Consider the following 23,459-nt stretch of genomic DNA (forward strand, 5'->3'; position numbering starts at 1 on the left):
CTCGGGCTGGGGTCGCCGCCGAGGACCGGGCCGTACGAAAAAGGCCGCCTCGTCGGAGGCGGCCGCGGTGGTGAGAGTTACGCGCGGGTGGGTGGGGCCGCCGGGTCGGCGGGCCACCACATGCTCAATCGCGCGTGCATGCCGGCCATCTTAGGGGCCGTCGCGGTAGCGGCGCCAGCTGCGCGGTGGCCCGGCGTTTCCGAGCCGGGCCCGGGCCTGGTCGCCGTAGCGCCAGCGGCACATCGCGTCCGGGTCGAGCGCCACCGCGGCGCGGGCCAGCGGGGCGCAGAACCAGCCGTCGGCGGTCGCCGCCGCGAGGGTGAACCGGCCGTAGGTGGCGCGGCAGTAGGTCCCGAGCAGCGCGGCGAGGTCCGCGTCGGTGGCCGGGCCGAGCAGCACCGGGGGCACCGCGGGCGGTGCGGAGGCGGCCGGGGCGGGCGGCGGCGGGGTGGCCTTGGCGGCCTGCCGAACCGCGTGCAACGGCCGCCGGGTGATGGCCGGCGCGGGCGGTTCGGTCGCGGTCGGCGGTGGCGGGACGGAGACCACGGGCGGGGGTACGGCGGCCCGCGGCGTGACCGGGGCGCGGAACAACAGCGGGGTGACCGCCGCGAGCAGGAGCACCGCCGGCACGGCCAACCGGCGGAGCCGGCGCCGGTGCAGGTGGGGCTCGACGGGTGCCGGGGCCGCGTGCCGGGGTGCGGCGCCGCGCACCGCGACCAGGCGGCCGACACCCCCGGCCCGGTGACGGGCGGTGATGTCGTGGGGCACCCGACCACCGTACGAGCAGGGCGGATGGTCGGGCTCGGCCGTCACGGTGCGTATTCGCGGCCGTGGGGCCGGGTGGGAGCCGCCGTACGGGGGAGTCAGGCCGCGGCGTAGGCGCGGCGTACCGCCGTGCGGGCCCACTGCATGCGGCCCAGCGCGCAGTCGGGGTGTTCGCCGAATTCCTGGGCGACCAGCGCGGCGCAGCCGCGTTCGCCCAGCCGGTCCACCGTCGCGGTCACCGCGGCCCGGATGAGCTCGGGCGTGGGTTGCTGCGAGCGCTGCAGGTGCGAGACGAACAGTGCCTCGGTCCGGACGTCGTCGGTGATCAGGGAAGTCATCGGATCCTCCTGCCGGGCGGTCGCACGGGGTGTCGTGGTCTCAGCACACCCGGGGGAGGCTGCGGGAGCGGCTGCGTGCCAGTTGCCATGCGGTTGCGCCGTGCTGCCGCACATGACCGATCTACCGGATATCGTGCGATTAAGTAGCGTGAGAAGGCCGAGCTGTTCCGCCCGGCCCGCGACGGGGGGTAAGTCCGTGACGGTGGTCCTGGTCGCCGACGACGACGCCGATATCCGAGACCTGGTGGCGTTCAAGCTCGAACAGTCCGGCCTCGAGGTGATCGCGGTCGAGGACGGTCAGGCCGCGCTCGAACAGGCCCGCGCCCGCCGGCCCACCCTGGCGGTCCTGGACGTCTCGATGCCCGGGCTGTCCGGCATCGACGTGTGCCGGATGCTGCGCGCGGACCCGGCCACGGCCGACATGCTGATCATCATGCTCACCGCCCGGGTGCAGGAACAGGACGTGGAGGGCGGCTTCAGCGCCGGGGCCGACGACTACGTGACCAAGCCGTTCAGCCCCCGCGAGCTGGTCTCGCGCATCCAGGCACTGCTGAGCCGGGCCCGGGCCTGAGCCGGTCCCGATGCGCCGTGACCCCACCGTCGGGCGCCTGCTGACGAGATCGTTCGCCGTCCTGGTGGCCCTGATCGTCAGCTCCGGGGTGGCCGAGACCACCGCGGTGCTGATGCAGCACCGGGTGGTGCGCGAGCTGTCCACCCACGTCCAGCCGCTGGAGCTGGCCAACGCCCGGCTGCGGGCCGTCCTCGGCGACGCCCAGCGGGGGCTGCGGGGCTACCTGCTCACCGGCGACGGGCAGGTGCTGGACACGTACCACGTGGCCCGCAGCGAGTACACGCTGGCCGGCCTGCACCTGCGCGACCTGGCCAACGCCCGGGAGGACGTGGCCGTGGACGCCCAGCTCGCCCGGGCGGACATCTGGTGGTCGCTGGCCGAGCAGCAGCGCCGGGCGCCGCCCCGCAGCGACGCCGCGGCCCGGTACGTGACCGAGGGCAAGCCGCTCTTCCAGGCGTTCGTGGCGGCCAACGAGGCCTTCGACGCCTCCCTGGCCGTCCGCGCCGCCACCCTGCAGCGGCGCAGCTCGTGGCTGGGCTGGACCACGATCGTCGTGCTGATCGTGCTGACCCTGGTGGCGGCGGCCACGGCCGGGGTGACCGCGCTGGTGACCGCCCGTCGGATCACCCGGCCGCTCGGCGGCGTGGTGACGATGCTGGCCGAGCGCGGCGCCGGCCGGCTCGACGTCCGGGCCGACACCGCCCGCGGGCCGACCGAGATCCGGGCGGTCGCCGCCGCCTTCAACGCCATGGCCGACGAGGGCGACCGGATCCGGGCCGCCGAGAGCGACGTCGCCCGGCTGCGCGGCGAGGTCCGCGAGCTCGGCTACCGGATCCGGGCCCACCTGCGGGTCCGCGACGCGATCGACGAGGCGGTCCGGGGGCTGGCCGCCATCATGCGGGCCGAGCACGTGCTGGTCCGGATGGCGCCGGGGCAGACCGACGTGCCGCACCTGAGCAGCCTGGGCGACGAGCACGAGGGCGGGCGCCTGGCCGCGCTGGCCGCGTGCGACGTCACCTGGCTGGTCGCCGGCGACGTGTGGGCCACCGGCGACGCCGCGCCGGAGGCCGACGTACGGCCGCCGGACGCCGAGATCCGGGCCTGCGCCGGGGCCGGCGCGGTGCTGACCGTGGCGGTGAGCGTGGGCGGGGACTGCCTCGGCGCGCTCACCCTGCTGCGCGACCACGGGCCGGCCTTCACCCCGGTGGACGTCCGGCTCGTCGAGGTCGTCGCCGCCGACCTCGGCCGGGGCGTGCACCTGGCCCGGCTGTACGAGCGCGAGCAGCACCTGGTCGCCCGCCTGCAGGAGCTGGACACCGCCAAGACCGACTTCATGTCCACCGTGTCGCACGAGCTGCGGACGCCGCTGACCAGCATCTCCGGCTACCTGGAGCTGCTGCTGGACACCGACGCCGGCGAGCTGAACGCGGCCCAGGTCACGATGCTCGGGGTGATCGGGCGCAACACCCGGCGGCTGCGCGACCTGATCGAGGAGATGCTGATCCTCTCCAAAATCGAGTCCGGGGCCTTCTCCACCCTGCGCGAGCCGGTCGACCTGGCCGGGCTGGTCGAGCAGGCGGTCGCGGTGATCAGGCCGGCCGCGACCGACGCGCGGATCGAGCTGCGCATCGAGGTGGACGGTCCGCTGCCGCTACGCGCCGACGCCGCGCAGCTCGACCGGGCCCTGATGAACCTGCTGGCCAACGCGGTCAAGTTCACCCCGGCCGGCGGGCAGGTCGCCCTGCGGGCCGGCCGGGCGGACGACGCCATCGTGGTCACGGTCGCCGACACCGGCATGGGCATCCCCGAGGCGGAGCAGAAGGCGCTGTTCACCCGCTTCTTCCGGGCCAGCAACGCGGTGCGGCAGGCGGTGCCCGGCACCGGTCTGGGGCTGGCGATCGTGCACACAGTGGTGGACAACCACGACGGCCGGATCGAGGTGCGCTCGGCCGAGGGGGCCGGCACGATCTTCACCATCCGGCTGCCGGCGGCCTGAGGCGCCCCCATTCGCGCGGCGCGGGGATAGCCTGTCGGCCATGCGCACACTCGAGGGCCTGCGCGGCGCCGCGCTGGTGACCGTCGGCGGATCCGTCGTGGTGCGGTCCGCGGGCCCGCCCGCCACGACCGGGACCAGGTTCCCGGTCGCCTCGATCGGCCAGCAGTTCGCCGCGGTGGCCGCGTTGCTGCTCGCCGAACGCGGCCGGCTCGCCCTGGACCGGCCGGTCGCGTCCTGGCTGCCGGGCAGCCCGCCGTGGTGGCGCGAGGTCACCCTGCACCACCTGCTGACCCACACCTCCGGCCTGCCGCACTGGGGTGACGAGCCCGGGTTCGACCCGCGCGCGGCGATGACCCCGGCCGAGCGGGTGAGCCTGATCCCGCGGGGGACCCCGGTGAGCCGGCCGGGCCTGCGCTGGCTCCACAGCAGCCCGGGCTACCTGCTGGTGGCCCACATCGTCGAGCAGGCGGCCGGCCGGCCGTACGGCGAGTTCCTGGCCGAGCACGTCTTCGCGCCGCTGGAGATGGGCTCGACCACGACGGGCCGCCCGGCGGGCGACGACGTGGCCGGCGAGCCGCCCGGGCCCGGCGCCGGCGACGTGTGGTCGACGGTCGGCGACCTGGCCCGCTATCACGAGCGGATCCACTCCGGACCGCTGCTGAACGGGGAGTCGCGGGCGGTGATGGCCGGTCCGCTCGCGCCCACGGCCGAGGAGCCCCGGGCCGGCCGCGCGTTCTTCGCCGGCCACTACGGCTACGGGGTGTTCGTCGGCACCGTGGGCGGCCACCGGGCGTACTTCCATCCGGGCGACGTCCCGGGCTTCGCCTCCTTCGCGGCCTGGCTGCCCGAGCGCCGCGCCAGCGTCGTGCTGCTGACCGATGACGAGCACGCCGACGTGCACGCGGTGACCCGGCGACTGCTGGCGGCGGCTGGGTTATCGTAGGCGCTCACCTACTGCAGCGAGGTCGGGGCGGATGTCGTCGAGAAGGACCGGCGACCAGCCGGGCCGCCGGACCAAACCGACGTCCAGCGACGTGGCGGCGGCCGCGGGGGTCTCGCGGTCCGCGGTGTCGTTCGCGTTCAACAACCCGCAGCGCATCGCCACCGCCACCCGCGAGCGGATCCTGGCGGCGGCCCAGGAGCTCGGCTACACGCCCAACACGCTGGCCCGGATGCTGCAGTCCGGCGCCACCCAGTCGCTGGGCGTGCTGTTGCCGCAGCGGCTGGCCCGGATCCTGGAGAACCCGTACTACGCGCGGTTCCTGATGGGCGTCGGCCAGGTGTGCGACCAGGAGGGCTACACCCTGCTGTTGACCCCGCCGCTGCAGGACTCGGTGCTCAAGGCGATCCCGTACGCGGCTGTCGACGGATTCATCGTCTGCGGGCTGGAGACCGACCGGGGCGAGGTGGCCGAGCTGGTCCGCCGCGGCATCCCGTTCGTGCTGATCGACAGCGACCGCTACGAGAACGCCCCCAGCGTGGACGTCGACGACCACGGCGGCGCCCGCGAGGTCACCCGGTACCTGCTGGAGCTGGGCCACCGGCGGCTGGCCGTGGTGTCGATGGACCCGGGCCCGGACCGGCCGGTGCGAGGCTACCGCGGCCCGCTGGCCCGGCGGATGGCCGGCATCGCGGAGGCGCTGGCCGAGGCCGGGCTGACCATGGACGACGTCCGGCTGGCCGAGGTCCCGGTGACCCGCACCGACGGCTACCGCGCGACCCGGGCGCTGATGGCCGGGCCGGGCGCGCCGACGGCGATCCTGGCGCTGTCCGACGTGCTGGCCTACGGGGTGGTGGACGCCCTGCAGGAGCTGGGGGTCGACGTGCCGGGCGAGGTGTCCGTGACCGGCTTCGACGACCTGGCCGAGTCGGCCTGGTTCCGGCCCCGGCTGACCACCGTGCGCCAGCCCATCGTGACCAAGGGCCGCACCGCGGCGGACTTCCTGATCTCGGCGATCCGCGGCGAGGACCAGCACCCGCACCAGTCGCTGGGCACCTCGCTGATCGTGCGCGACTCCACCGCCAAACCGGCGTGACCGTCGATGCGATCTTTGTCGGCGCGACCTCTGTAACACGAGTTAGTAACCTGCTAGCTTCTTCCCCCATGACCGATCAACTGACCGCACCGTCCGCCGAGCGCCCCGGCGCGGCCGCGCCCCCGTCCTGGTGGCGGGACGCGGTCATCTACCAGATCTACCCGCGCAGCTTCGCCGACTCCGACGGCGACGGCATCGGCGACCTGCCGGGCATCCGCGGCCGCCTGCCCTACCTGCGCGACCTGGGCGTCAACGCGGTCTGGCTGTCCCCGTTCTACGCCTCCCCGCAGGCCGACGCGGGCTACGACGTCGCCGACTACCGCACCGTCGACCCGATGTTCGGCACCCTGGCCGACGCGCGCGGCCTGATCGGCGACGCCCACGACCTCGGCCTGCGCGTCATCGTCGACCTGGTCCCCAACCACTCGTCCGACCAGCACGAGTGGTTCCGCCGGGCGCTCGCCGAGGGCCCGGGCTCGCCGATGCGCGCCCGCTACCACTTCCGGCCGGGCCGCGGCGCCGGCGGCGAGCTGCCGCCCAACGACTGGCCGTCCATCTTCGGCGGGCCGGCCTGGACCCGCACCACCGACCCGGACGGCACCCCGGGCGACTGGTACCTGCACCTGTTCGCGCCCCAGCAGCCGGACTTCAACTGGGACCACCCGGCGGTGGCCGACGAGTTCCGCACGATCCTGCGCTTCTGGCTGGACCTGGGCGTCGACGGCTTCCGCATCGACGTGGCCCACGGCCTGGTCAAGGCCCAGGGCCTGCCGGACCTGGGCGCCACGACCGAATGGCACCTGCTCGACGTGGGCGTCAGCCCGTGCTTCGACCGCGACGGCGTGCACGACATCTACCGCAGCTGGCGCCGCATCCTCGACGAGTACCCGGGCGAGCGGATCGCGGTGGCCGAGGCCTGGGCGCCCACCCTGGACCGGGTGGCCAACTACGTCCGCCCCGACGAGCTGCACCAGGCGTTCAACTTCAGCTACCTCGGCACCGCCTGGGAGGTGGCCGCCCAGCGCCGGGTCATCGACGAGTCCCTGGAGGCGATGCGCCGCGTCGGCGCCCCGGCCACCTGGACACTGTCCAACCACGACGTCGTCCGGCACACCACCCGCCTGCTGCAGGCCGACGAGGGCGACGTCGCCGGTCGCAAGCCCGCCGAGGTGGACCCGGTCGCGGGCCTGCGCCGGGCCCGCGCGGCCACCCTGCTGCTGCTGGCGCTGCCCGGCTCGGCGTACCTCTACCAGGGCGAGGAACTGGGCCTGCCCGAGGTGGTCGACCTGCCGCCGGAGGTCCGCCAGGACCCGGCGTTCCACCGCGCCACCGGCCAGGACGGCTACCGCGACGGCTGCCGGGTGCCGATCCCGTGGTCGGGCGAGCAGGCGCCGTACGGCTTCGGGCCCGCGGGCGGCCCCAGCTGGCTGCCGCAGCCGGAGAGCTGGGCCCGGCTGAGCGTGGCGGCGCAACAGGGCGACCCCGCCTCCACCCTGGAGCTGTACCGGGCCGCGCTGGCCCTGCGCCGGGCCGACGCGGCCCTCGGCGCGGCGGACAACCTGCGCTGGTGCGAGGCGCCGGAGGGCCTGCTGGTCTTCGAACGCGGCTCGGCGCTGCGGTGCACGGTCAACATGACCGACCGGCCGATCCGGATCCCGCGGCCCGGCGAGGCGCTGCTGACCAGCGGGCCGGTCGGATTGTCGGAGGCCGAGGTGGAGATTCCGGCGGACACCACCGTGTGGTGGTCGGTCTGAGCTGAGCCGTCCCGGCCCGGGTCCGCCAACCCGGGCCGGGACCTCCACCTCGCCGTCCTCCGGCCGCGCCGCTCGTCCCTGGTCCCGGCGCCCCGCGGGTAGCGTGACCGCATGCCGTCGCGGGTGTTCGTCATCGGTCCGGTGTCCTGGAACCTTCTGGTGTACGTAGCCGAGCTGCCGGCGCCCGAGCCGCACGCCGTCTTCGCCCAGCGGCATCACGAGGGGCTCGGCGGCACCTCCGCCGGCAAGGCCCTGAACCTGCGGCGACTCGGGCTGGACGTGACCCTGTACACGCTGCTCGGCGACGACGAGACGGGCGAGCGGATCAGGCGCGCCCTGCCGGACGGCATCCACCTCGTCGCAGGGCGCTCGGTGAACGGCTCGGAGCGGCACGTCAACCTCATGGACGGGGCCGGCCGGCGGCTGTCGCTCTATCTGACCCTGCCCGAGGCCGCCGCGCCCGGAGCGGACGGTTTGGAGGCGGCCCTGGCCGGCGCCGACGCTGTCGTGGTCGACCTGGCCGAGCACAGCCGCCGGGCGCTGGCGGTGGCCCGGTCCCTGGGCCGGCCGGTGTGGTGCGACCTGCACGACTACGACGGCCGCAGCGCCTTCCACGCCGAGTTCCGCGACACGGCCGACTACCTGTTCGTCAGCGACGAGCGGCTCGCCGACCCGCACACCTTCCTGCACGAGCAGATCGCCGCCGGCAAACGCCTCGCCGTCTGCACCCGGGGCGCCCGCGGCGCGCTGGCCCTGGCGCCCGGCGGCCAGATCGTCGAGGTGCCCGCCGAGCCGGTGTCCGACGTGGTGGACACCAACGGCGCGGGCGACGCGTTCTTCGCCGGTTTCCTCAGCGCCCACCTGGCCGGGCAGGAGCTGTCCGGCTGCCTGGCCCGGGCCACGAGCGCGGCGGCCGCCTGCGTCCGATCACCCGACCTGGCGGCCGGTTCCTAGCCGGCCTGTTCGCCGTCCTCGGGCGCGTCGGCGTCCTGCCGGTTGGCGCCCGTCGCGTTCACGCCGGAATTGCTGCTGCCGTGCGCCGGCGTGGTCGCGGTCGGCGCCTGGTCGGTGATGAACTCGCCCGTCTCCGGCGCGCCGGTGACGTGCTGGTCGGTGCTGCTGCCGGCGTCGGCTGTGACGCTGTCCTCGCTGCCCATGGGGTCCCCTCCGTCGTCGCTCACCGGCGGTAGTACCCCGTGCCGGCCCGGTGATGCCCGGCCGCGCCGCCGGTGTTCCGGGGCGCGGCCGGGCGTCGCTCAGTCCAGCTTCGGCGTCTCCATCAGGTCCCGGGCCGGCAGGCCGGCGACGGTGCCGCCGCCGGCCAGCTTCAGGGTGAGGGTGGCCCCGCCGGTGGCGTCCACCGCCTCCGGGTACCAGGCGACGAAGTACCGGTCCTTGACGGTGGCGTGCACCGTCCGGCCGCCGTGCAGGACGACGTCGACCGCGACGACGTCGGAGCCCAGGTGCCCGGACATCAGCCGGGCGTAGCCCTCGCTCGTCCGGAGCTGCCCCCAGCCCTGCAGTTCGACGCCTCGGCGGCCCAGCGCGGCGTCGGTCACGGGCGCCTCCATGACGCTGCCGAAGTGCACCTTTCCGGCCCGGTCGCGGAAGCAGGTGGCGGTCCACCGCGCGGTGGCGATGGACAGGTAGCGGTACGCCCCGCGGCGCTCGCCGAGAACGTTCCGGGCGGCGCCCAGCTCGGCCTGGGTGTAGCCGTACCCGGGCTCCAGCTCCTGGCGCACGCACTCCCGGCTCAGCTCGCGGGTGTCGCCGGCCGGTAGCGCCGCCGGCGTGTCGGTCCAAGAGGCGTACGCCTGGTCCTCGCCGCCGAGGCCCGGCATGACCAGCGCGGCGCCGGTGACCGCGACGGCGGCTGCTGCGGCGGCGGCCCAGCGGAGCCGGCGGGTGCGCGGCGCGGCCGGGCGGGCCGGGCTCCCGGCGGTACGGGGGGTGGCGACGATCCGCTCCAGCAGGGCCTGCGCGGACGCCTGGCGCACCCGCCCGGGCGCCACCGGGGTGGCCGCGGCGCGCAGCCGCAGGTCGAGGTCGTGCCGGTCGTCGTTGCTCATGCGGGTGCTCCCGGTTCGGTGGTGGTGGGGGCGGCCTCGGCCGGCTCCCCGGTGAGGAACTCGGCCGGCTCCCCGGTGAGGAACTCGGCCGGCTCCCCGGTGAGGAATTTGCGCAGGCGGCGGCGGGCGCGCAGCAGCCGCAGGCTGAACGCGGTGGCCGAGATGCCGAGCACCCGGGCGGCCTGCGGGCCGGTCAGGTCCTCTACCGCGGTGAGGGACAGGACCTGCTGGTCGCCGGGGCTGAGCCGGTCCCAGGCCCTGCTCAGGTCGACGCGGCCGGCGACGTCGGCGGGCTCCGCCACGGTGCTGCCGGGTTCCCGCAGGATGCGCAGGGCGACGGCCTGCCGGCGGTGGTCGCCGCGGCGGTGGTTGCGCAGCAGGTGGTGCGCGACGGTGAACAACCAGGCGCGGGCCTGGTCCAGGCCGGGCGGTACGTCGTCCAGGCGGCGCCACGCGGTCAGGAAGACCTCGGCGACCACGTCCTCCGCGGCGAGCGGATGGGTGCGCCGCTCGACGAAGCAGAGCAGGTCGTCGTACGCGGCCTCGAACAGGGCTCGGAAGGCGGCCTCGTCACCGGGCGTGACGTCCGGTGGTCGGCTGGCCGTCATGGGGACATGGGATCTGGTCACACCCCCTCATGTCCATCACCGTGAGGATCACTACAGGGGTGCGGCGGCGGGGCCGTTCTAGGGTGGCGGCATGGTCTCGTTGATCCGTAACGTCTCGTTCGACTGTGCCGACCCGTACGCGCTGGCGCTGTTCTGGGGTGAGGTGGTCGGTCACCCCGTCCATCCGGAATGCGCGCCGGGCGACGCCGAGGTCATCATCGAACCGCCGGGCGGGCCACGGCTGTTCTTCCAGGCGGTGCCGGAGCCCAAGCAGGCGAAGAACCGGGTGCACGTCTGCCTCGAGCCGGGCGACCGCGACCGCGACGCGGAGGTCGACCGGCTGCTCGGCCTGGGCGCGTCCCTGCTGGCGGACCACCGTACGCCCGCGGGCGACGGCTGGGCCGTGCTGCTCGACCCGGCCGGCAACGAGTTCTGCGTGACCCGCTCGGCGGCGGAACGGGTCACCGGGGAGTCGTGAGCCTTGGTCAGGCGACCGGGGGTGTCAGGGTCCGGCCCGGGCGTCCCCGCGGCGTCGACAGGTAGTAGTGCCACAGCAGCCGCGCCGCGATGGCCCGCCACGGCCGCCAGTCCTCGGCGATCGTCAGCATCTCGGCGGGGGAGGGCCGCGCGGGCAGCTCCCACAGCTCCGCGACCGCCTGGGCCAGGGCGATGTCGTGCACCGGCCACGCGTCCGGGCGGCCCAGCGCCATCAGCCGGTAGATCGTCGCGGTCCACGGGCCGATGCCCGGGACGGCCCGCAACGCCGCGTCGACCGTCTCGTCGTCCATCCCGGCCAGCGCGTCCAGCTCCAGGGAGCCGTCCCGCACGGCCGCCGCCAGCGCCCGCACGTAGCGGGCCTTCTGCCGGCTGAAGCCGACGGCCAGCAACTGCGCGTCGTCCAGCAGCAGGAAGCCCCGCGGGGTGAGCGGCGCGACGACCGCGCCCAGCCGGTCGAAGGCGGCCTGCGCCGAGGCGAGCGAGACCTGCTGCTCCAGCACGATGCGCACCAGGGTGACGAAGCCCGGTTCCCGGTCCCACGCCGGCGGCGGCCCGAAGCGCGCCACGATGGTGGCGAACACGGGCTCGCGCCGGCCGAGCTCGGCGATCGCGGCCTGCCGGTCGGCGCTCACGGGCGTACGGCCAGCCACACCGTCCGGGTCGTGCGGACCGTGAGGTCGGTGCGCGACAGGATGGCGTCGCTGTCGAGCAGCGTGTCGAGGGTGTCGCGGTCCTGGGCGTCGAGCCGGCCGTCGAGCCCGGTACGCAGCCGCCGCAGGCACGCCTGGGCGTAGCGGCCGGCCGCGGCGGGCAGGGGCGGGGTCAGCTCGATCCGGAACACCCGCTCGGCCTCGACCGTGAAGCCGGCCCGGGCCAGCCGCGGGCCCCAGTCCGAGCCGAGCAGCGGGACCTCGTGGCTGAGCCCCTCGCGCAGGGCGGCGTGGCAGCGGGCCTCGAGCCCCGGCCGGCCGACGCCGAGGTCGTCGGGCAGGAAGGTCGGGATGGCCTCCAGCTCCGCCACCGCGAAGACGCCGCCGGGCCGCAGGGTGGCCAGGACGTCGGCCAGCACCCGGTCGGGCTCGGCCACGTGGTGCAGCGACGCCGACGCCCACACCAGGTCCATCGGCGCCAGGGCGGGCCAGCCCGCGTCCAGGTCGGCCTGCCGGGTGTGGATCCGCCCGTCCAGGCCGTGGGCGCGGGCCTTGGCGCGGACGCGGTGCAGCATCGGCTCGGCCATGTCCACGGCGGTGACCTCGGCGTCCGGGAAGCGCGTGGCGAGGGCCAGCGCGCCGGTGCCGGTGCCGCAGCCCAGGTCGAGGATCCGCCGGGCCCGCCCGCCGGTCCGCTCGTGCAGCCATTCGACGAGCCCGTCGAGGTGGTCCCGCAGCACCTCGGCGTCCAGGTCGAGCATGTCGGCCAGCGCGTCGGTGTCGTGCGCCGGCTCGTGACGGTGGTGGTGATGGTCAGCCATGCTGCGACCCTAGCCGGGCATTGCGCGTACGGCATAGCATCTTGCGTATGACGCAAGACGGTGATCTGGACGCCCTGGTCCGCAAGCGCATCCGCGGGCTGCGGGTGGCCCGGGGCTGGTCCCTCGACGACCTGGCCGCGCGTTGTTGGCTGAGCCCGTCCACGCTGAGCCGGATCGAGACCGGCCACCGGCGCATCGCCCTTGACCAGCTGGCCCCGATTGCCCGGGCGCTGGGCACCACGCTGGACCAGCTCGTCGAGCCGGTCGCCGACGAGGACGTGGTGATCCGGCCGCACCGCGACGAGACGCGCGGCCTGACCACCTGGCTGCTCAGCCGCGATCCCGGACTGCCGGGAGTGACGGTCGCCAAGATCCGGGTCAGCCGGCCGGTGCGGGAGACCGCCGAGCTGGGGGTGCACCCGGGCAAGGACTGGTTCACCGTGCTGTCCGGGACGGTCGAGCTGCGGCTGGGGGAGCGCACGATCCTGGTCCGTGCCGGCGAGGCGGCGGAGTTCTCGACGATGATCCCGCACGCGTTCGGCGGCCACGACGGGCCGGCGGAGCTCATCTGCATCCTCGACCACGACGGGCAGCGCAGTCACCTGCACGGATCCTGAACACCGCCGGCGGCCCGGCCCGTCGCCGCCACCGGAGCTGGTGGCTCCGCGCTCAGCGTTCCAGCCGGTAGTACCCGGCGTGCTCACCGACCGTTCCCAGGATCTCTCCGCGATTGCCCAGGGCGTTGACGGTCACGTCCTCCGGGATGCCCCGGGTGGTCAGATCGATCATTGCGCCGCCCTGCCAGAGGAACGGGTGCAGGCCGCCGGCCGCGGTCTCGCTGAGGCCGAGAACCTGGCCCCGGTCGTTGATGTCGACGACGGAGGCCGTCGGTCCGCCGAGGGTGCCCAGGTCGCGGAAGGCGCCGGCGCGCCACAGGTACGCGCGCTCGGTGATCGATCCGCCGTTACCGGCGATCCAGCCCCGCTCGTTGATGGCGATCGGCCGCCAGTCATCGAGCCCGGGCGGGGCGCCCAGGTCGTACACCCGGCCGCGGAACCACATCGTGGCCCCGGTGCCGCCCATCGCGTTCCGGCCGATGATCTGACCCCGGTCGTTGACGTCCCCGGCGTATCCGGTGCCGAGGTCGGTCATGGTCCCGTCCTGCCAGAGGAAGGCGTGAGCGCCCTCGGCGGTGTACCGGGTGCCGACGACCTGGCCCCGGTCGTTGACGGCGGTGGCCATGCTGTCGAGGCTGGCCGGGTCGATGTCGGTCAGCACGCCGTGCTGCCAGAGGAAGGCGTGCGCGTAGGACTGCTCCGGACCGGCGCGGAAGACGCTGAACCCGACCACCTGGCTCCGGTCGTTCACGTCGGTCGCCCGGCCGTACTCCCGCTCGCCGTGCTCCAGCACGCCCAGGTCGGTCACCCTGCCGGCGGACCAGAGGAACCCGTGCGTCCCGGTGGCGCCGGCGCCCACCGATCCTTCGCCGACGATCTGGCCGTGGCTGTTGACGGCGCGCGCCTCACCCCCGAAACCGAGGTCCACGGCTCGGTACCAGCCCGACGCGGCGGCCGGTCCGGACGGAACGACGAGCAGCGCGAGAACGACCGCGCTCGGCGCGGCCAGCCGGCGGATCACGGTCCGGCTCCCCTTCAAGAACATCACGGAACTCTCCTTCCCTGCCCCCTGGTCGTATCGCGATCGGCCGGCGCCGGTAAGGGCCGGAAGTAACCGCGCGCCGTGTCGAACTCCCGGTTTCCCGACCAACGTTAAGTCCTCTTGACGTCAAGTGGACTTAACGCGATGATGGATCGCATGACGACAATCCTCGATCGGGTCGTGCGCTGGTGCCTGGACCCCGACGGCGACCTCTACGGCGACGAACGCGAGCGCTTCCGGTGGTACGAGGGCATGACGACGGCGGCCTCGCTGCAGGCGCTGCTCCTGCCCTGGGCGGCGGCTGTCATGGTGCTGCCGCTGGGCAAAGCCTCCGTGCTGCCCCTCGCGGTGATGCTCGCCGCCGCCTGGGCCCCCCAGATGCTGGCGACCCTGTACGTGGGGCGCCGGCAGGTCGACACGACCCCGCGCACCTGGAGCGCCAAGCGCATCCTGCTGTTCGTCCTCAACGTCGTGCCGTACGCACTGTTCGTCGTCGGCGCGCTGTACGTATCGCGCCCCGGGGACTCGTCGTGGCAGGGCGCGGCCTTCGGCAGTGCCTTCGGCGCGCTCCTGGGCGTCGCGGCGACGGTCGTGAAGGGCCGCCGTCGCGCGCGGCGCGAGGCGCTGGCCGGGGACGAGGACTGATGACGCCCCCCTCCGGCCCGGTCCGTTCCCCGGACGGTGACGGCGCGGCCGGCACTCGGGTCCGCGCGGCCCGCAAGGAGATCGGCCTGACCCAGCAGGGCCTGGCCGCCGCCGTCCAGGTGAGCCGGCAGACGATCATCGCCATGGAGACCGGCGACTACGCCCCCTCGGTCTACCTGGCCATCAAGGTGGCCAAGGCCCTGCGGTCCTCCGTGGAGGCTTTGTGGGACCCCGAACCGCCGGGGGAGGGCCTGCCGCGCGCCGCGGCGGCCCCGTGACCCGTACGGATGCCGTGCACCCCCGGCCCCGCTGCCGCTGCTATTGCTCGTAGGTTTCGAGGAAGCGCCGCAGCCGGTCGGTGGCGTCGTCGAGCACGTCGACCGGCGCCAGGAACACCATCCGCAGGTGGTCCGGCGTGGGCAGGTTGAACCCGGTCCCGTGCGACAGCAGCATCAGCTGCTGCTCCAGCAGGTCAATGATCATCTTCTGGTCGTCGCGGATCTTGTGGACCTCGGGGTCGAGGCGCGCGAACAGGTACAGCGCGCCCGCCGGCCGGACGCAGTCCACCCCGGGAATCTCGTTGATCTTGCGCCAGGCGTGGTTGCGCTGCTCGTACAGGCGACCGCCCGGGCGGATCAGCGTGGTGATGCTCTGGAAGCCGCCGAGCGCCGTCTGCACCGCGTGCTGGGCCGGCACGTTCGGGCACAGCCGCATGTTGGCCAGCAGCTGCAGCCCCTCCAGGTACTCCGTCGCGTGGGTGGTGGGCCCGCTGACCGCCATCCAGCCCGACCGGAAGCCGGCCGCCCGGTACGCCTTGGACAGCCCGCTCATCGTCAGCACCAGCAGGTCCGGGGCGAGCGCGGCCGCGCACTCGTGCTTGGCGTCGTCGTACAGGATCTTGTCGTAGATCTCGTCCGCCAGGACCAGCAGGTTGTTGCGCCGGGCGATCTCCAGCAGGCCCAGCAGGGTCTCGCGGGAGTAGACCGCGCCGGTGGGGTTGTTCGGGTTGATGATCACCAGGGCCCGGGTGTTCGGGCTCACCTGGGCGGCCACGTGTTCCAGGTCGGGCGCCCAGCCCTGACCGGAGTCGCAGTTGTAGTGCACCGGCCGGCCGCCGCACAGCGTCACCGCGCCGGTCCACAACGGATAGTCCGGGCTCGGCACCAGCACCTCGTCGCCCGTGTTGAGCAGCGCCTGCAACGACATCACGATCAGCTCGGAGACGCCGTTGCCCAGGAAGATGTCGTCGGGCTGCACGCTGCGCACGCCGAGCGTCTGGTAGTACTGCGCGACGGCGACCCGGGCCGAGTAGATGCCCCGCGCGTCGCTGTAGCCCTCGGCGTCGCCCAGGTGCATGACCATGTCGGCGACGATCGGCTCCGGCGTGCTGAGCCCCCACGGCGCCGGGTTGCCCAGGTTGAGCTTGAGGATGCGGTGCCCCGCGGCCTCCAGTTCCTGGGCGCGGCGCAGCACCGGGCCGCGGATGTCGTACCGGACGTTCCTGAGCCTGCTCGCCTGCTCCACCATGTTGCGAGCTTAGGACCTGTCGGCCGCCTGCAGCTCCGGGCCGGCGGCCGCGGCCACCGGCGCGGCGGCCACGGTGAACCAGAAGACGCTGCCGCCGCCCGGGTTGGGCTCGACGCCGAGCTCGCCGCCGTGCAGGGCCACGATGCGCCGGCAGACGGCCAGCCCGAGGCCCGTGCCGGGGAAGCCCTCGGCGGCCGGGGCCCGGTGGAACGGCGCGAAGATCCGGGTGCGCTCCTCCTCCGGTACGCCGATGCCGCGGTCCGCGACCTCGACGCGCCACCAGCCGGGGGCGTGGGCACGGGCCGCCACGGTGACCCGGGCCGCCGTGCCGTGCCGGACGAAGCGGATGGCGTTGTCGACCAGCTGGCCGAGCACCTCGCCGATCAGCTCGGCGTCGGCGGTGACCACCGGCAGGTCGCCGACGTCGATGCTGGGGCGTTCGCCGCCGGCGCCGTCGAGGTGGCCGGCGACCACGCCCAGGGCGAGCCCGCCCGCGTCGACCGGCTCGAGCTTGAGGGCGGCGTCGTTCGCGGTGGCGTAGGTCTGCAGGTCGTCCACCACCGCCAGCATGCGGGCGGTGCTGCCGGCGATGCGGTCGAGGAAGCCGCGCGCGGCCGGGTCGAGCTGCGGACCGGTGTCCTCCAGCAACAGCTCGGTGAAGCCGGCGACGGTGTGCAGCGGGGCGTGCAGGTGGTCGGCCGCGGCCACGGCGAAGCCGGACAGCTCCGCCTCGCGCTCGCGCAGCCTCTGCTCGGCCGCCGCGGCGCGCTCCCGCAGCTCCTGCTCCGCGGCCGAGCGCCGGTCCAGGCCGGCCCGCTGCTCGGCGAGGTCGTCCCGGTGCCGCTCCAGCTCGGCGCGCTGCCGGTCGAGTTCGGCGCGGTGCGCGTCCAGGTCGCGTCGCCGCCCGGCGGCGGCCCGCCGGGCCCGGGCCTCGGCCCGCCGGCGGCCCAGGTCGGTGACCAGCAGCAGCGCCGCGCACAGTCCGCTGACCAGTACGGCGCCGAGCAGGGTGAGCGGCGCCGCGGCGGCCCGGGCGGCGCTGATCAGGGCGGTCGTCGGGCGGACCCGGATCTGCCAGGTGTGCGCGGCCGGGGTGAGATCGGCCGTGCCGCTGGTGTGGCCGACCGGTTCGCCGCCCTCGGCCCAGCGGGCCACCTCGCGGGTCACGCCGTCGGGGGAGGTCTCGGTCAGCACGGTGGCCACGCCCGTGACGCCGGCCGCCTGCAGCGACTCGCGCAGCAGGTCGGGGGCGCGGACGGCCAGCACGACCCAGCCGAGGAACTCGCCGTCGTGCACGGGCGCGACGAACTCGAACGCCGGCTGGCGGTGCGCCGGCGGCAGGCCGCGGTCGGCCGGCAGCACGTGCGCGGGGCCGGCGACCAGCCGGCCGCTCTGGCGGGCCAGCTCCAGTCCGCGGGCCAGCTCGGGCCCGGCGGCGAGGGCCGGCGGTCCGGCCGGGATGCTGCCGTCGAGGGTCTGCCGGGCGCGGACGGTGCGGTCGGCGCCGACCACGATGATCTGGTGGGCGCCGGGCAGGTGGGCGGCGGCGACGCGGGACAGGGTCGGGGCCAGGGCGGCGGCGGGCCGGGCGGCGGCGGCCGCGAGGTCCTGCATCGTGTCGGCGTACCGCTGGAAGGTCGTGTCCAGGGCGCCGCGCACGCTCGCGGTCCGCAGCGCGAGCGCCGCGGTGCCGGCGTCCCCGGCGGCCGCGGTGAGACCGGCGGCCGCGCCGGCGCCGGTGCCGAGCCCGAGGGTCAGGACGGTGGCCGCCAGGGCGACGCCGCGCCGGCCCGGGGAGCCGAGCACCTTCCGGATGTTCACGGCCCCCCTATCGACCCGGGGCCGGGGGGCATGAGCAGCGCGGATACGGGTTGCCGCATTGCTACCGTTCGCGCCGAACAAGGCTCGCACAACGGATATATTGGGCGGCGCAGGAGCTCCGAACCGCGGCCGGCAGGAGGACGATGAGCACGATCCTCCTCGTCGAGGACGATCCGGACATCCGCCACCTGGTGTCGTACAAGCTCACCCGGGGCGGCTTCACGGTGGTCGCCGCGGCCGACGGCGTCGCCGCCCTGCGTGCCGCCCGGGAGAACCCGCCGGACCTGGTCCTGCTGGACGTGCGGATGCCCCGGATGTCCGGCATCGAGGTCTGCCGCGAGCTGCGGGCCGGCCCGCTGCCGCCGACCGTGCCGATCATCATGCTCACCGCGCGGTCGCGGCCCCAGGACCTGGAGCAGGGGTACGCCGCCGGCGCCACCGAGTACATCGTCAAGCCGTTCAGCCCCCGTGACCTGCTGCTGCGGGTGGAGGCCGCGCTGGCCCGGGTGAGCAGCTGATGCTGGGCCTGTTCACCGTCGTCCTGGAGATCCTGGCCGTCGTCGTCGCGGCGACCGTGGCCGCGATCGTCGTCGTCCGGGTGAGCCGCCGGCGCCGGCAGCGCCGCCGGGCGGAGCTGGCCGCCGGGCCGCGCCGGGCGCTGCTCGCCTTCGCCGCCGACAACGGCGAGCACGGCGCGCAGGAGCTGGTCGCCATCCCTGAGGACGCCTGGCGGGCCGCCGAACCGGGCGCGCTGGCGCTGCTCGGCAAGCTGCGCGGCGAGGCGCACCTGGCCCTGGTCTCGGTCTTCCTGCAGCGGGGCACCGCCCGGACCGCGCTGCGGGACCTGCGCTCGCGCGGCCGGGTCAGGCGGGCCCGGGCCGCCCAGGTGCTCGGCGACCTCGAGTTGCGCCAGGCCGTGCCGGAACTGTGCCGGCTGCTCACCGACCGCCACGACGAGGTCCGCGTGGTCGCCGTCCGTGCGCTCGGCCGGATCGGCGACCCGGCCGCCGCGTGGCGCATCATCGCCAGCCTGGACCGCGCCGACCCGGTGCCCTCGCTGCTGGCCACGCACACCCTGGTGCAGCTCGGCGCCGAGGCCGAGGTGACGCTGTCGGCCGCCCTCGACCACCCGCAGGCCCGGGTCCGCGCCGTCTGCCTGGACGCGCTCGGCCTGCTCGGCGCCACCGGCTCGGTACGCCGCATCGCCCGGGTGCTGCGCGAGGACAGCTACCTCGACGTGCGGGTCGCCGCCGCCACCAACCTCGGCAAGCTCGGCACCCGCACCGCGCTGGAACCGCTGACGCTGGCGCTGCACCCGGCGCGGCCCGCGGCGCTGCGGGCCGCCGCCGCCCGGGCCCTCGGCGAGCTGGGCGCGCCCGGCGCGGTGCCGGTCCTGGTGGAACTGCTCGACGACGGCGCGTTCCAGGTGGCCCACGAGGCGGCGCACGCGCTGCGCCGGCTGGGGCGGCCCGGCGAGCAGGCGCTGGTCGCCGCCGTCGAGGCCGAGCGGGGCGGCGCCCACGCGCGGCCCTCGTCGTCGGCCAGCCACGCCCAGGAGGCCCTGGCGCTGTCCCGGGTCGGGGCCGAGCGCGGCGAGCGGGTAGGGGCCGGGGCGTGACCCACGAGCTCGTCCGCGAGATCCTGCGCGGCGCCGACGTCCTGATCTTCGCCTACTTCGTCGCGCTCAACAGCAGCTACCTGGTGCTCATCGCGATGGCCGGGCTGGAGTTCGGCCGGCACCTGCGGCGCGCCCCGTTCGCCGGCGCGGACGACATGTTCCGCAGCCCGCTGACGCTGCCGGTGTCGGTGATCGTGCCGGCGTACAACGAGGGACCGGGGATCGTCGCGGCGGTCACGGCGATGACCGCCCTGCGCTATCCGCGCTACGAGGTAGTGGTGGTCGACGACGGCTCCAGCGACGAGACGTTCGCGCTCCTGCGGGCCGAGTTCGACCTGGTCGAGGTGCCGCGGGTGGTGCCCGGCGAGGTGCCGTACCACTCCGAGGTGCTCTCCGTGCACGTCGCCCGGGCCCACCCGGAGACGCTGACGGTGGTCCGCAAGACCAACGGCGGCAAGGCCGACGCGCTCAACGTCGGCATCAACCTGGCCCGGCACCCGCTGATCTGCATGGTCGACGCCGACTCCGTGCTGGACCCGGACGCGCTGCTGTCGGTGGCCAAGCCCTTCGGCGACGATCCGCTGCGCGTGGCCGCCTGCGGTGGCGTGGTGCGCATCGCCAACGGGTGCAAGGTGATCGGCGGCCGGGTCGTGGACGTGCGGATGCCCCGGCAGTGGCTGCTCCGCATCCAGGTGGTCGAGTACCTGCGGGCGTTCCTGATGGGCCGCACCGGCTGGTCGCGCCTCGGCGGCCTGGTGGTGATCTCCGGCGCGTTCGGCCTGTTCCGGCGCGACCTGGTCGTCGAGATCGGCGGCATGGCCACCGACACCATCGGCGAGGACGCCGAGCTCGTGGTCCGGCTGCACCATCACCTGCGCCGGCGCCGGCAGGACTACCGAGTCATCTTCGTCGCCGAGCCGGTGAGCTGGAGCGAGGCGCCGTCCAGCCTGGCCGTGCTGGGCCGCCAGCGGCGCCGCTGGCACCGCGGCATCGCCGAGATCCTGCGCAAGCACCGCGGGATGATCGGCAATCCCCGGTACGGCCGGATCGGCCTGCTCGCGCTGCCCTACTACGTGGTCTTCGAGCTGCTGGCGCCGTTCATCGAGCTGGCCGCGCTGGTGCTGCTGCCCCTCGGGCTCTGGGCGGGCGCCGTCGACGTCGGGTTCATGTGGCGTTTCGTGCTGGTCGCCTACGGCTACGGGCTGCTGGTCAGCCTCGTCTCGCTGTTCATCGAGGAGGTCTCGTTCCACCGCTACCCGCGCTGGAGCGACCTGCTGCGCGGCGTGGTGGCGGCGATCCTGGAGAACTTCGGCTACCGGCAGATCCTCGCGGTCTGGCAGGTCCGGGGCGCGCTCGGCGCGCTGCACGGGCGCCGGGCCGAGTGGGGCACGATGCACCGCGAGGGCTTCGACACCGTCCGGGAGTCAGCCGAGCCCGTCGGCGTGGGCGTCGACCCCTGAGCGCGGGTGCCGCAGGCCGGGGTGGCCGTCCGGCAGGCTGCGCCGGATCACCCACCAGCTCGCCGCGAGGCAGGCGGCCACCAGCGGCCAGGTCAGCACCCCGCGGGCGACGCCCAGGGCCACGACCGCGTGCGCGGCCCACAGCGGGACGAACACGGCCAGGCGCACGAGATACTGCGCGACCCAGACCCAGCTGCCCCGCGAGTACGCCCGCAGCAGCGCCGGGTCCCGCCGCCAGCGCGTCTTCTGCCCGAGCACCGCGCCGACGATGACGCCCAGCAGGGGCCACCGGATGACGATGCTGACCGCCCAGGCCAGCGCGCTCGCGGCGTTCGTGACGATCTGCACCAGGAAGAAGTCCTCGGCCCGGCCGGTCCGCAGGGCGATCAGCGCGGCCACGCAGACGCCGAGCAGCCCCACCAGGACCGCCCGCGGCCGGTCGCCCTGCCGCAGCCGCCAGCCGGAGACGATCACGGCGGCGGCGATCGCGGCGCCCGCGCCCACCCAGATCGACCGGCCGCCGGCCAGCCATCCGGCCACGAACACCATCGGCGGGACGGTGGCGTCCAGCGCGGCGCGCCGCCCGCCCAGCAGATCGGCCAGCGACTCCGGTTGCGCCACGTCCCACCCCGTTCTCGAGTTAGGCCAGCCTAACCGGTGGCGACGGGCCATGGAGCCCGAGGTGGCCGCGTCGACCTGCACGGTGATTGAGGGGGGCCTGGTTCGGGGAAGGGCTTGGCGGAGGTGATCCGGGTGCCCGACTCGATGGAAGCGGTACGGCGTCTGCTCGACCTGCGGTACCGCAGCCGGCCGGAGGATCTGCCCCCGGCGCTGGCCGACGTCGCGCCGCTGCTCGACGCCGTCAGCGTCACGGTGCTGCTGGTCGACTACGAGCAGGTGTCGCTGTGGCCGTTGCACGGCACCCCGGGCAGCCGCGAGCCACGCCCCGTGGACGGGACGCTGGCCGGGCAGACCTTCTGCACCGCGCGGACGATCGCCGAGGAGCGGTGTCTGTGGCTGCCCCTGCTGCACGGCGCGGAACGTCTCGGCGTGCTCGAGGTGTGGCTGCACGACGAGCCGGACGAGCGCCGGTTCCGGGACTTCGCGGTGATCGCCGCGCTGGTCGCCGAGCTGATCGCCAGCCGGCGGTTCTACGGCGACGCGGTGGAGCGGACCCGCCGCCGGCTGCCGATGCAGCTGGCCGCCGAGATCATCTGGAACCAGCTGCCGCCGCTGACCTTCGCCGCCAACGGCGCCCTGGTCACCGCGGTCCTGGAGCCCTGCTACGACGTGGGCGGCGACGCCTTCGACTACGCGGCGAACGGCGACACCGTGCACGTGGCGCTGTTCGACACCGTGGGGCACGGGATCAGCGCGAGCGCCCTGACGACGCTGACGCTGAACACGTACCGCAATGCCCGCCGCTCCGGGTTGGACCTGGCCGACACCTATCGGTCGATCGACAAGTGGATCCGCGCGCAGTATCCCGGCGCCTTCGTCACGGCCGTGCTCGGCGAGCTGGACACCAGCACCGGGGTCTACCGCCGGATCGCCGCCGGGCACCCGGCCGAGCTGCTCATCCGCGACGGCCGGGCGATGCCGGGGCTGCCCACGCCGACGGCGCTGCCGCTCGGGCTCGGTCACATGCTGCCCCGGGCCCCGGGGGTCACCGAGGTGCTGCTCGAGCCGGGCGACACGCTGGTGCTCTACACCGACGGGATCACCGAGGCGCGCTCGGCCGACGGTGAGCTGTTCGGGCTGGACCGGCTGGTCAGCTTCATCGTGCGGGCGCTGGCCGAGGGCTCGCCGGCCGAGTCGATGCGCAAGCTCATCCACGCGATCGTGTCGTACGAGAACGGCGAGCTGCGCGACGACGCGACGGCTGCCCTGGTGCAGTGGCAGCCGCCGCCGGCGGTCACGCCTTCGCGGTGGTGAGCCGCCGCGCCTTGGTGCCCGGGGCGGGGATGCCGGTGCGGTTCAGGACGGCGCGGGTCATCACGAGCACGCAGATGCCGCCGTTGAGGAACGACGCGGCGACGTCGCTGGGGTGGTGCATGCCGCGGTACATCCGGGTCAGGGCCACGCCGATCGGCACCAGCAGCAGCAGCCAGGCGGCCCGCTTGAGCCAGGTCCGGTCGGCCACCCGGTAGAGGATCACGGCCAGGCCGAGGTAGAGCGCGACGGCGGCGGAGGTGTGCCCGGAGGGGAAGCTCGACGTCGGCGGGGACGTGTCCATGTGTTCCACGTCCGGGCGGGGCCGGTCGATGACCAGCGTGGTGAGGAAGAAGACCAGGGCCTGGGCGCAGACCCCGGCGCACAGGAAGATCGACTCGCGCCACCGCTTGAGCGTCAGCCGCAGCACGATCGCCGCCAGCACGGTCACCGCGATGATCGCCGGGGTGCTGGCCAGGGTGCTGAAGACCAGCGACACCAGGCTGATGTCGTGGGTGCGGTCGCGTTCGAGCTCGCGGTTCACCGAGTCCTCGACCGTCAGCGGCCACACGTGCATCATGACCTTGGTGATGAGCAGACCCAGGGTGATCATGACGCCGAGCAACACGGCGACGGGGAGAAGCACCCGCTTGAGGGCCTGAACCGCGAAATCTGCCATGCCCGGCGCATT

The 23,459-nt window shown here is 74.7% G+C and carries 26 protein-coding genes; 14 read left to right on the plus strand and 12 right to left on the minus strand.

Annotation, left to right across the window (positions count from 1 at the left end; translation table 11 throughout):
- Positions 1 to 150 precede the first annotated feature (150 nt).
- Positions 151 to 768: a hypothetical protein gene (locus Ani05nite_RS01705; protein ID WP_203763489.1), complete on the minus strand. Its 618-nt coding sequence runs from the start codon at positions 766 to 768 to the stop codon at positions 151 to 153.
- A gap of 95 nt (positions 769 to 863) precedes the next feature.
- Complete coding sequence (locus tag Ani05nite_RS01710; RefSeq protein WP_203763492.1) at positions 864 to 1,103, minus strand: hypothetical protein; 240 nt, start codon at positions 1,101 to 1,103, stop codon at positions 864 to 866.
- Positions 1,104 to 1,299: 196 nt separating this feature from the next.
- Between Ani05nite_RS01710 and Ani05nite_RS01715 the strand changes: the two genes are divergently transcribed.
- The 6 genes from Ani05nite_RS01715 (at position 1,300) to Ani05nite_RS01740 (ending at position 8,414) form a co-directional block, all read left to right on the plus strand.
- Complete coding sequence (locus tag Ani05nite_RS01715; RefSeq protein WP_203763495.1) at positions 1,300 to 1,674, plus strand: response regulator transcription factor; 375 nt, start codon at positions 1,300 to 1,302, stop codon at positions 1,672 to 1,674.
- A gap of 10 nt (positions 1,675 to 1,684) precedes the next feature.
- On the plus strand, positions 1,685 to 3,670 hold the full coding sequence (locus Ani05nite_RS01720; RefSeq protein WP_203763498.1) for a GAF domain-containing sensor histidine kinase: 1,986 nt from the start codon (positions 1,685 to 1,687) through the stop codon (positions 3,668 to 3,670).
- Positions 3,671 to 3,710: 40 nt separating this feature from the next.
- Positions 3,711 to 4,613, plus strand: a complete 903-nt coding sequence (locus Ani05nite_RS01725; RefSeq protein WP_203763502.1) for a serine hydrolase domain-containing protein — start codon at positions 3,711 to 3,713, stop codon at positions 4,611 to 4,613.
- A gap of 31 nt (positions 4,614 to 4,644) precedes the next feature.
- Positions 4,645 to 5,706 (plus strand): LacI family DNA-binding transcriptional regulator, encoded by a 1,062-nt coding sequence (locus tag Ani05nite_RS01730; protein WP_203763505.1) that lies wholly within the window; start codon positions 4,645 to 4,647, stop codon positions 5,704 to 5,706.
- Between the two features lie 68 nt (positions 5,707 to 5,774).
- Positions 5,775 to 7,460, plus strand: a complete 1,686-nt coding sequence (locus Ani05nite_RS01735) for a glycoside hydrolase family 13 protein (protein WP_203763508.1) — start codon at positions 5,775 to 5,777, stop codon at positions 7,458 to 7,460.
- 111 nt (positions 7,461 to 7,571) lie between these two features.
- Positions 7,572 to 8,414, plus strand: a complete 843-nt coding sequence (locus Ani05nite_RS01740; protein WP_203763511.1) for a carbohydrate kinase family protein — start codon at positions 7,572 to 7,574, stop codon at positions 8,412 to 8,414.
- On the opposite strand, the gene Ani05nite_RS01745 is transcribed toward Ani05nite_RS01740, so the two are convergent.
- The 3 genes from Ani05nite_RS01745 to Ani05nite_RS01755 form a co-directional block, all read right to left on the minus strand.
- On the minus strand, positions 8,411 to 8,641 hold the full coding sequence (locus Ani05nite_RS01745; protein ID WP_239129099.1) for a hypothetical protein: 231 nt from the start codon (positions 8,639 to 8,641) through the stop codon (positions 8,411 to 8,413). The two genes, Ani05nite_RS01740 and Ani05nite_RS01745, sit on opposite strands and share 4 nt — an antisense overlap.
- A gap of 75 nt (positions 8,642 to 8,716) precedes the next feature.
- Positions 8,717 to 9,529 (minus strand): hypothetical protein, encoded by an 813-nt coding sequence (locus Ani05nite_RS01750; RefSeq protein ID WP_203763514.1) that lies wholly within the window; start codon positions 9,527 to 9,529, stop codon positions 8,717 to 8,719.
- Positions 9,526 to 10,137 carry an RNA polymerase sigma factor gene (locus Ani05nite_RS01755; RefSeq protein WP_203763518.1) on the minus strand — a complete coding sequence of 204 codons (612 nt, stop codon included), beginning with the start codon at positions 10,135 to 10,137 and terminating at the stop codon, positions 9,526 to 9,528. Before Ani05nite_RS01755 ends, Ani05nite_RS01750 begins: the two co-directional genes overlap by 4 nt.
- Positions 10,138 to 10,228: 91 nt before the next feature.
- Here Ani05nite_RS01755 and Ani05nite_RS01760 point away from each other — a divergent pair, with 91 nt between their 5' ends.
- Positions 10,229 to 10,615, plus strand: a complete 387-nt coding sequence (locus tag Ani05nite_RS01760; RefSeq protein WP_203763521.1) for a VOC family protein — start codon at positions 10,229 to 10,231, stop codon at positions 10,613 to 10,615.
- A 7-nt stretch (positions 10,616 to 10,622) separates the two neighbouring features.
- Here the strand turns inward: Ani05nite_RS01760 and Ani05nite_RS01765 are convergent, their stop codons facing one another.
- Complete coding sequence (locus Ani05nite_RS01765; RefSeq protein ID WP_239129101.1) at positions 10,623 to 11,267, minus strand: DNA-3-methyladenine glycosylase family protein; 645 nt, start codon at positions 11,265 to 11,267, stop codon at positions 10,623 to 10,625.
- The gene (locus tag Ani05nite_RS42180; protein ID WP_203763527.1) at positions 11,264 to 12,106 is read right to left on the minus strand and encodes a class I SAM-dependent methyltransferase; all 843 of its coding nucleotides are present in this window, start codon (positions 12,104 to 12,106) and stop codon (positions 11,264 to 11,266) included. The genes Ani05nite_RS01765 and Ani05nite_RS42180 overlap by 4 nt, the downstream gene beginning before the upstream one ends.
- A 47-nt stretch (positions 12,107 to 12,153) precedes the next feature.
- On the opposite strand from Ani05nite_RS42180, the gene Ani05nite_RS01775 reads away from it, so the two are divergent.
- Positions 12,154 to 12,723, plus strand: coding sequence for a helix-turn-helix domain-containing protein (locus Ani05nite_RS01775; protein WP_203763530.1), 570 nt, complete (start codon positions 12,154 to 12,156; stop codon positions 12,721 to 12,723).
- A 52-nt stretch (positions 12,724 to 12,775) separates the two neighbouring features.
- On the opposite strand, the gene Ani05nite_RS01780 is transcribed toward Ani05nite_RS01775, so the two are convergent.
- On the minus strand, positions 12,776 to 13,768 hold the full coding sequence (locus tag Ani05nite_RS01780; protein ID WP_239129235.1) for a hypothetical protein: 993 nt from the start codon (positions 13,766 to 13,768) through the stop codon (positions 12,776 to 12,778).
- 153 nt (positions 13,769 to 13,921) lie between these two features.
- On the opposite strand from Ani05nite_RS01780, the gene Ani05nite_RS01785 reads away from it, so the two are divergent.
- Together Ani05nite_RS01785 and Ani05nite_RS01790 are read left to right on the plus strand one after the other, a co-directional pair.
- Positions 13,922 to 14,410, plus strand: coding sequence for a hypothetical protein (locus tag Ani05nite_RS01785; RefSeq protein ID WP_203763536.1), 489 nt, complete (start codon positions 13,922 to 13,924; stop codon positions 14,408 to 14,410).
- Positions 14,410 to 14,688 carry a helix-turn-helix transcriptional regulator gene (locus tag Ani05nite_RS01790; protein WP_203763539.1) on the plus strand — a complete coding sequence of 93 codons (279 nt, stop codon included), beginning with the start codon at positions 14,410 to 14,412 and terminating at the stop codon, positions 14,686 to 14,688. The genes Ani05nite_RS01785 and Ani05nite_RS01790 overlap by 1 nt, the downstream gene beginning before the upstream one ends.
- Positions 14,689 to 14,728: 40 nt before the next feature.
- Here the strand turns inward: Ani05nite_RS01790 and Ani05nite_RS01795 are convergent, their stop codons facing one another.
- Together Ani05nite_RS01795 and Ani05nite_RS01800 are read right to left on the minus strand one after the other, a co-directional pair.
- Positions 14,729 to 15,937 (minus strand): pyridoxal phosphate-dependent aminotransferase, encoded by a 1,209-nt coding sequence (locus Ani05nite_RS01795; RefSeq protein ID WP_203763542.1) that lies wholly within the window; start codon positions 15,935 to 15,937, stop codon positions 14,729 to 14,731.
- Positions 15,938 to 15,946: 9 nt separating this feature from the next.
- Entirely contained in the window at positions 15,947 to 17,758 is a 1,812-nt protein-coding gene (locus tag Ani05nite_RS01800) for a sensor histidine kinase (RefSeq protein ID WP_203763545.1), read from the minus strand.
- 143 nt (positions 17,759 to 17,901) lie between these two features.
- On the opposite strand from Ani05nite_RS01800, the gene Ani05nite_RS01805 reads away from it, so the two are divergent.
- From Ani05nite_RS01805 to Ani05nite_RS01815, 3 genes are read left to right on the plus strand one after another with little or no spacing between them, the layout of a single operon-like run.
- Positions 17,902 to 18,276 (plus strand): response regulator transcription factor, encoded by a 375-nt coding sequence (locus Ani05nite_RS01805; protein ID WP_203763548.1) that lies wholly within the window; start codon positions 17,902 to 17,904, stop codon positions 18,274 to 18,276.
- Entirely contained in the window at positions 18,276 to 19,376 is a 1,101-nt protein-coding gene (locus tag Ani05nite_RS01810) for a HEAT repeat domain-containing protein (protein ID WP_203763551.1), read from the plus strand. The genes Ani05nite_RS01805 and Ani05nite_RS01810 overlap by 1 nt, the downstream gene beginning before the upstream one ends.
- Positions 19,373 to 20,836: a glycosyltransferase family 2 protein gene (locus tag Ani05nite_RS01815; protein WP_203763557.1), complete on the plus strand. Its 1,464-nt coding sequence runs from the start codon at positions 19,373 to 19,375 to the stop codon at positions 20,834 to 20,836. The genes Ani05nite_RS01810 and Ani05nite_RS01815 overlap by 4 nt, the downstream gene beginning before the upstream one ends.
- Here Ani05nite_RS01815 and Ani05nite_RS01820 read toward each other — a convergent pair.
- Complete coding sequence (locus Ani05nite_RS01820; RefSeq protein ID WP_239129103.1) at positions 20,801 to 21,457, minus strand: DUF3159 domain-containing protein; 657 nt, start codon at positions 21,455 to 21,457, stop codon at positions 20,801 to 20,803. The genes Ani05nite_RS01815 and Ani05nite_RS01820 overlap by 36 nt on opposite strands.
- A gap of 132 nt (positions 21,458 to 21,589) precedes the next feature.
- On the opposite strand from Ani05nite_RS01820, the gene Ani05nite_RS01825 reads away from it, so the two are divergent.
- Positions 21,590 to 22,771, plus strand: a complete 1,182-nt coding sequence (locus Ani05nite_RS01825; RefSeq protein WP_203763568.1) for a PP2C family protein-serine/threonine phosphatase — start codon at positions 21,590 to 21,592, stop codon at positions 22,769 to 22,771.
- On the opposite strand, the gene Ani05nite_RS01830 is transcribed toward Ani05nite_RS01825, so the two are convergent.
- Positions 22,752 to 23,447 carry a phosphatase PAP2 family protein gene (locus Ani05nite_RS01830; RefSeq protein ID WP_203763574.1) on the minus strand — a complete coding sequence of 232 codons (696 nt, stop codon included), beginning with the start codon at positions 23,445 to 23,447 and terminating at the stop codon, positions 22,752 to 22,754. The genes Ani05nite_RS01825 and Ani05nite_RS01830 overlap by 20 nt on opposite strands.
- Positions 23,448 to 23,459: the final 12 nt, after the last annotated feature.

This window comes from Actinoplanes nipponensis (assembly GCF_016862275.1).
Lineage (GTDB): Bacteria > Actinomycetota > Actinomycetes > Mycobacteriales > Micromonosporaceae > Actinoplanes > Actinoplanes nipponensis.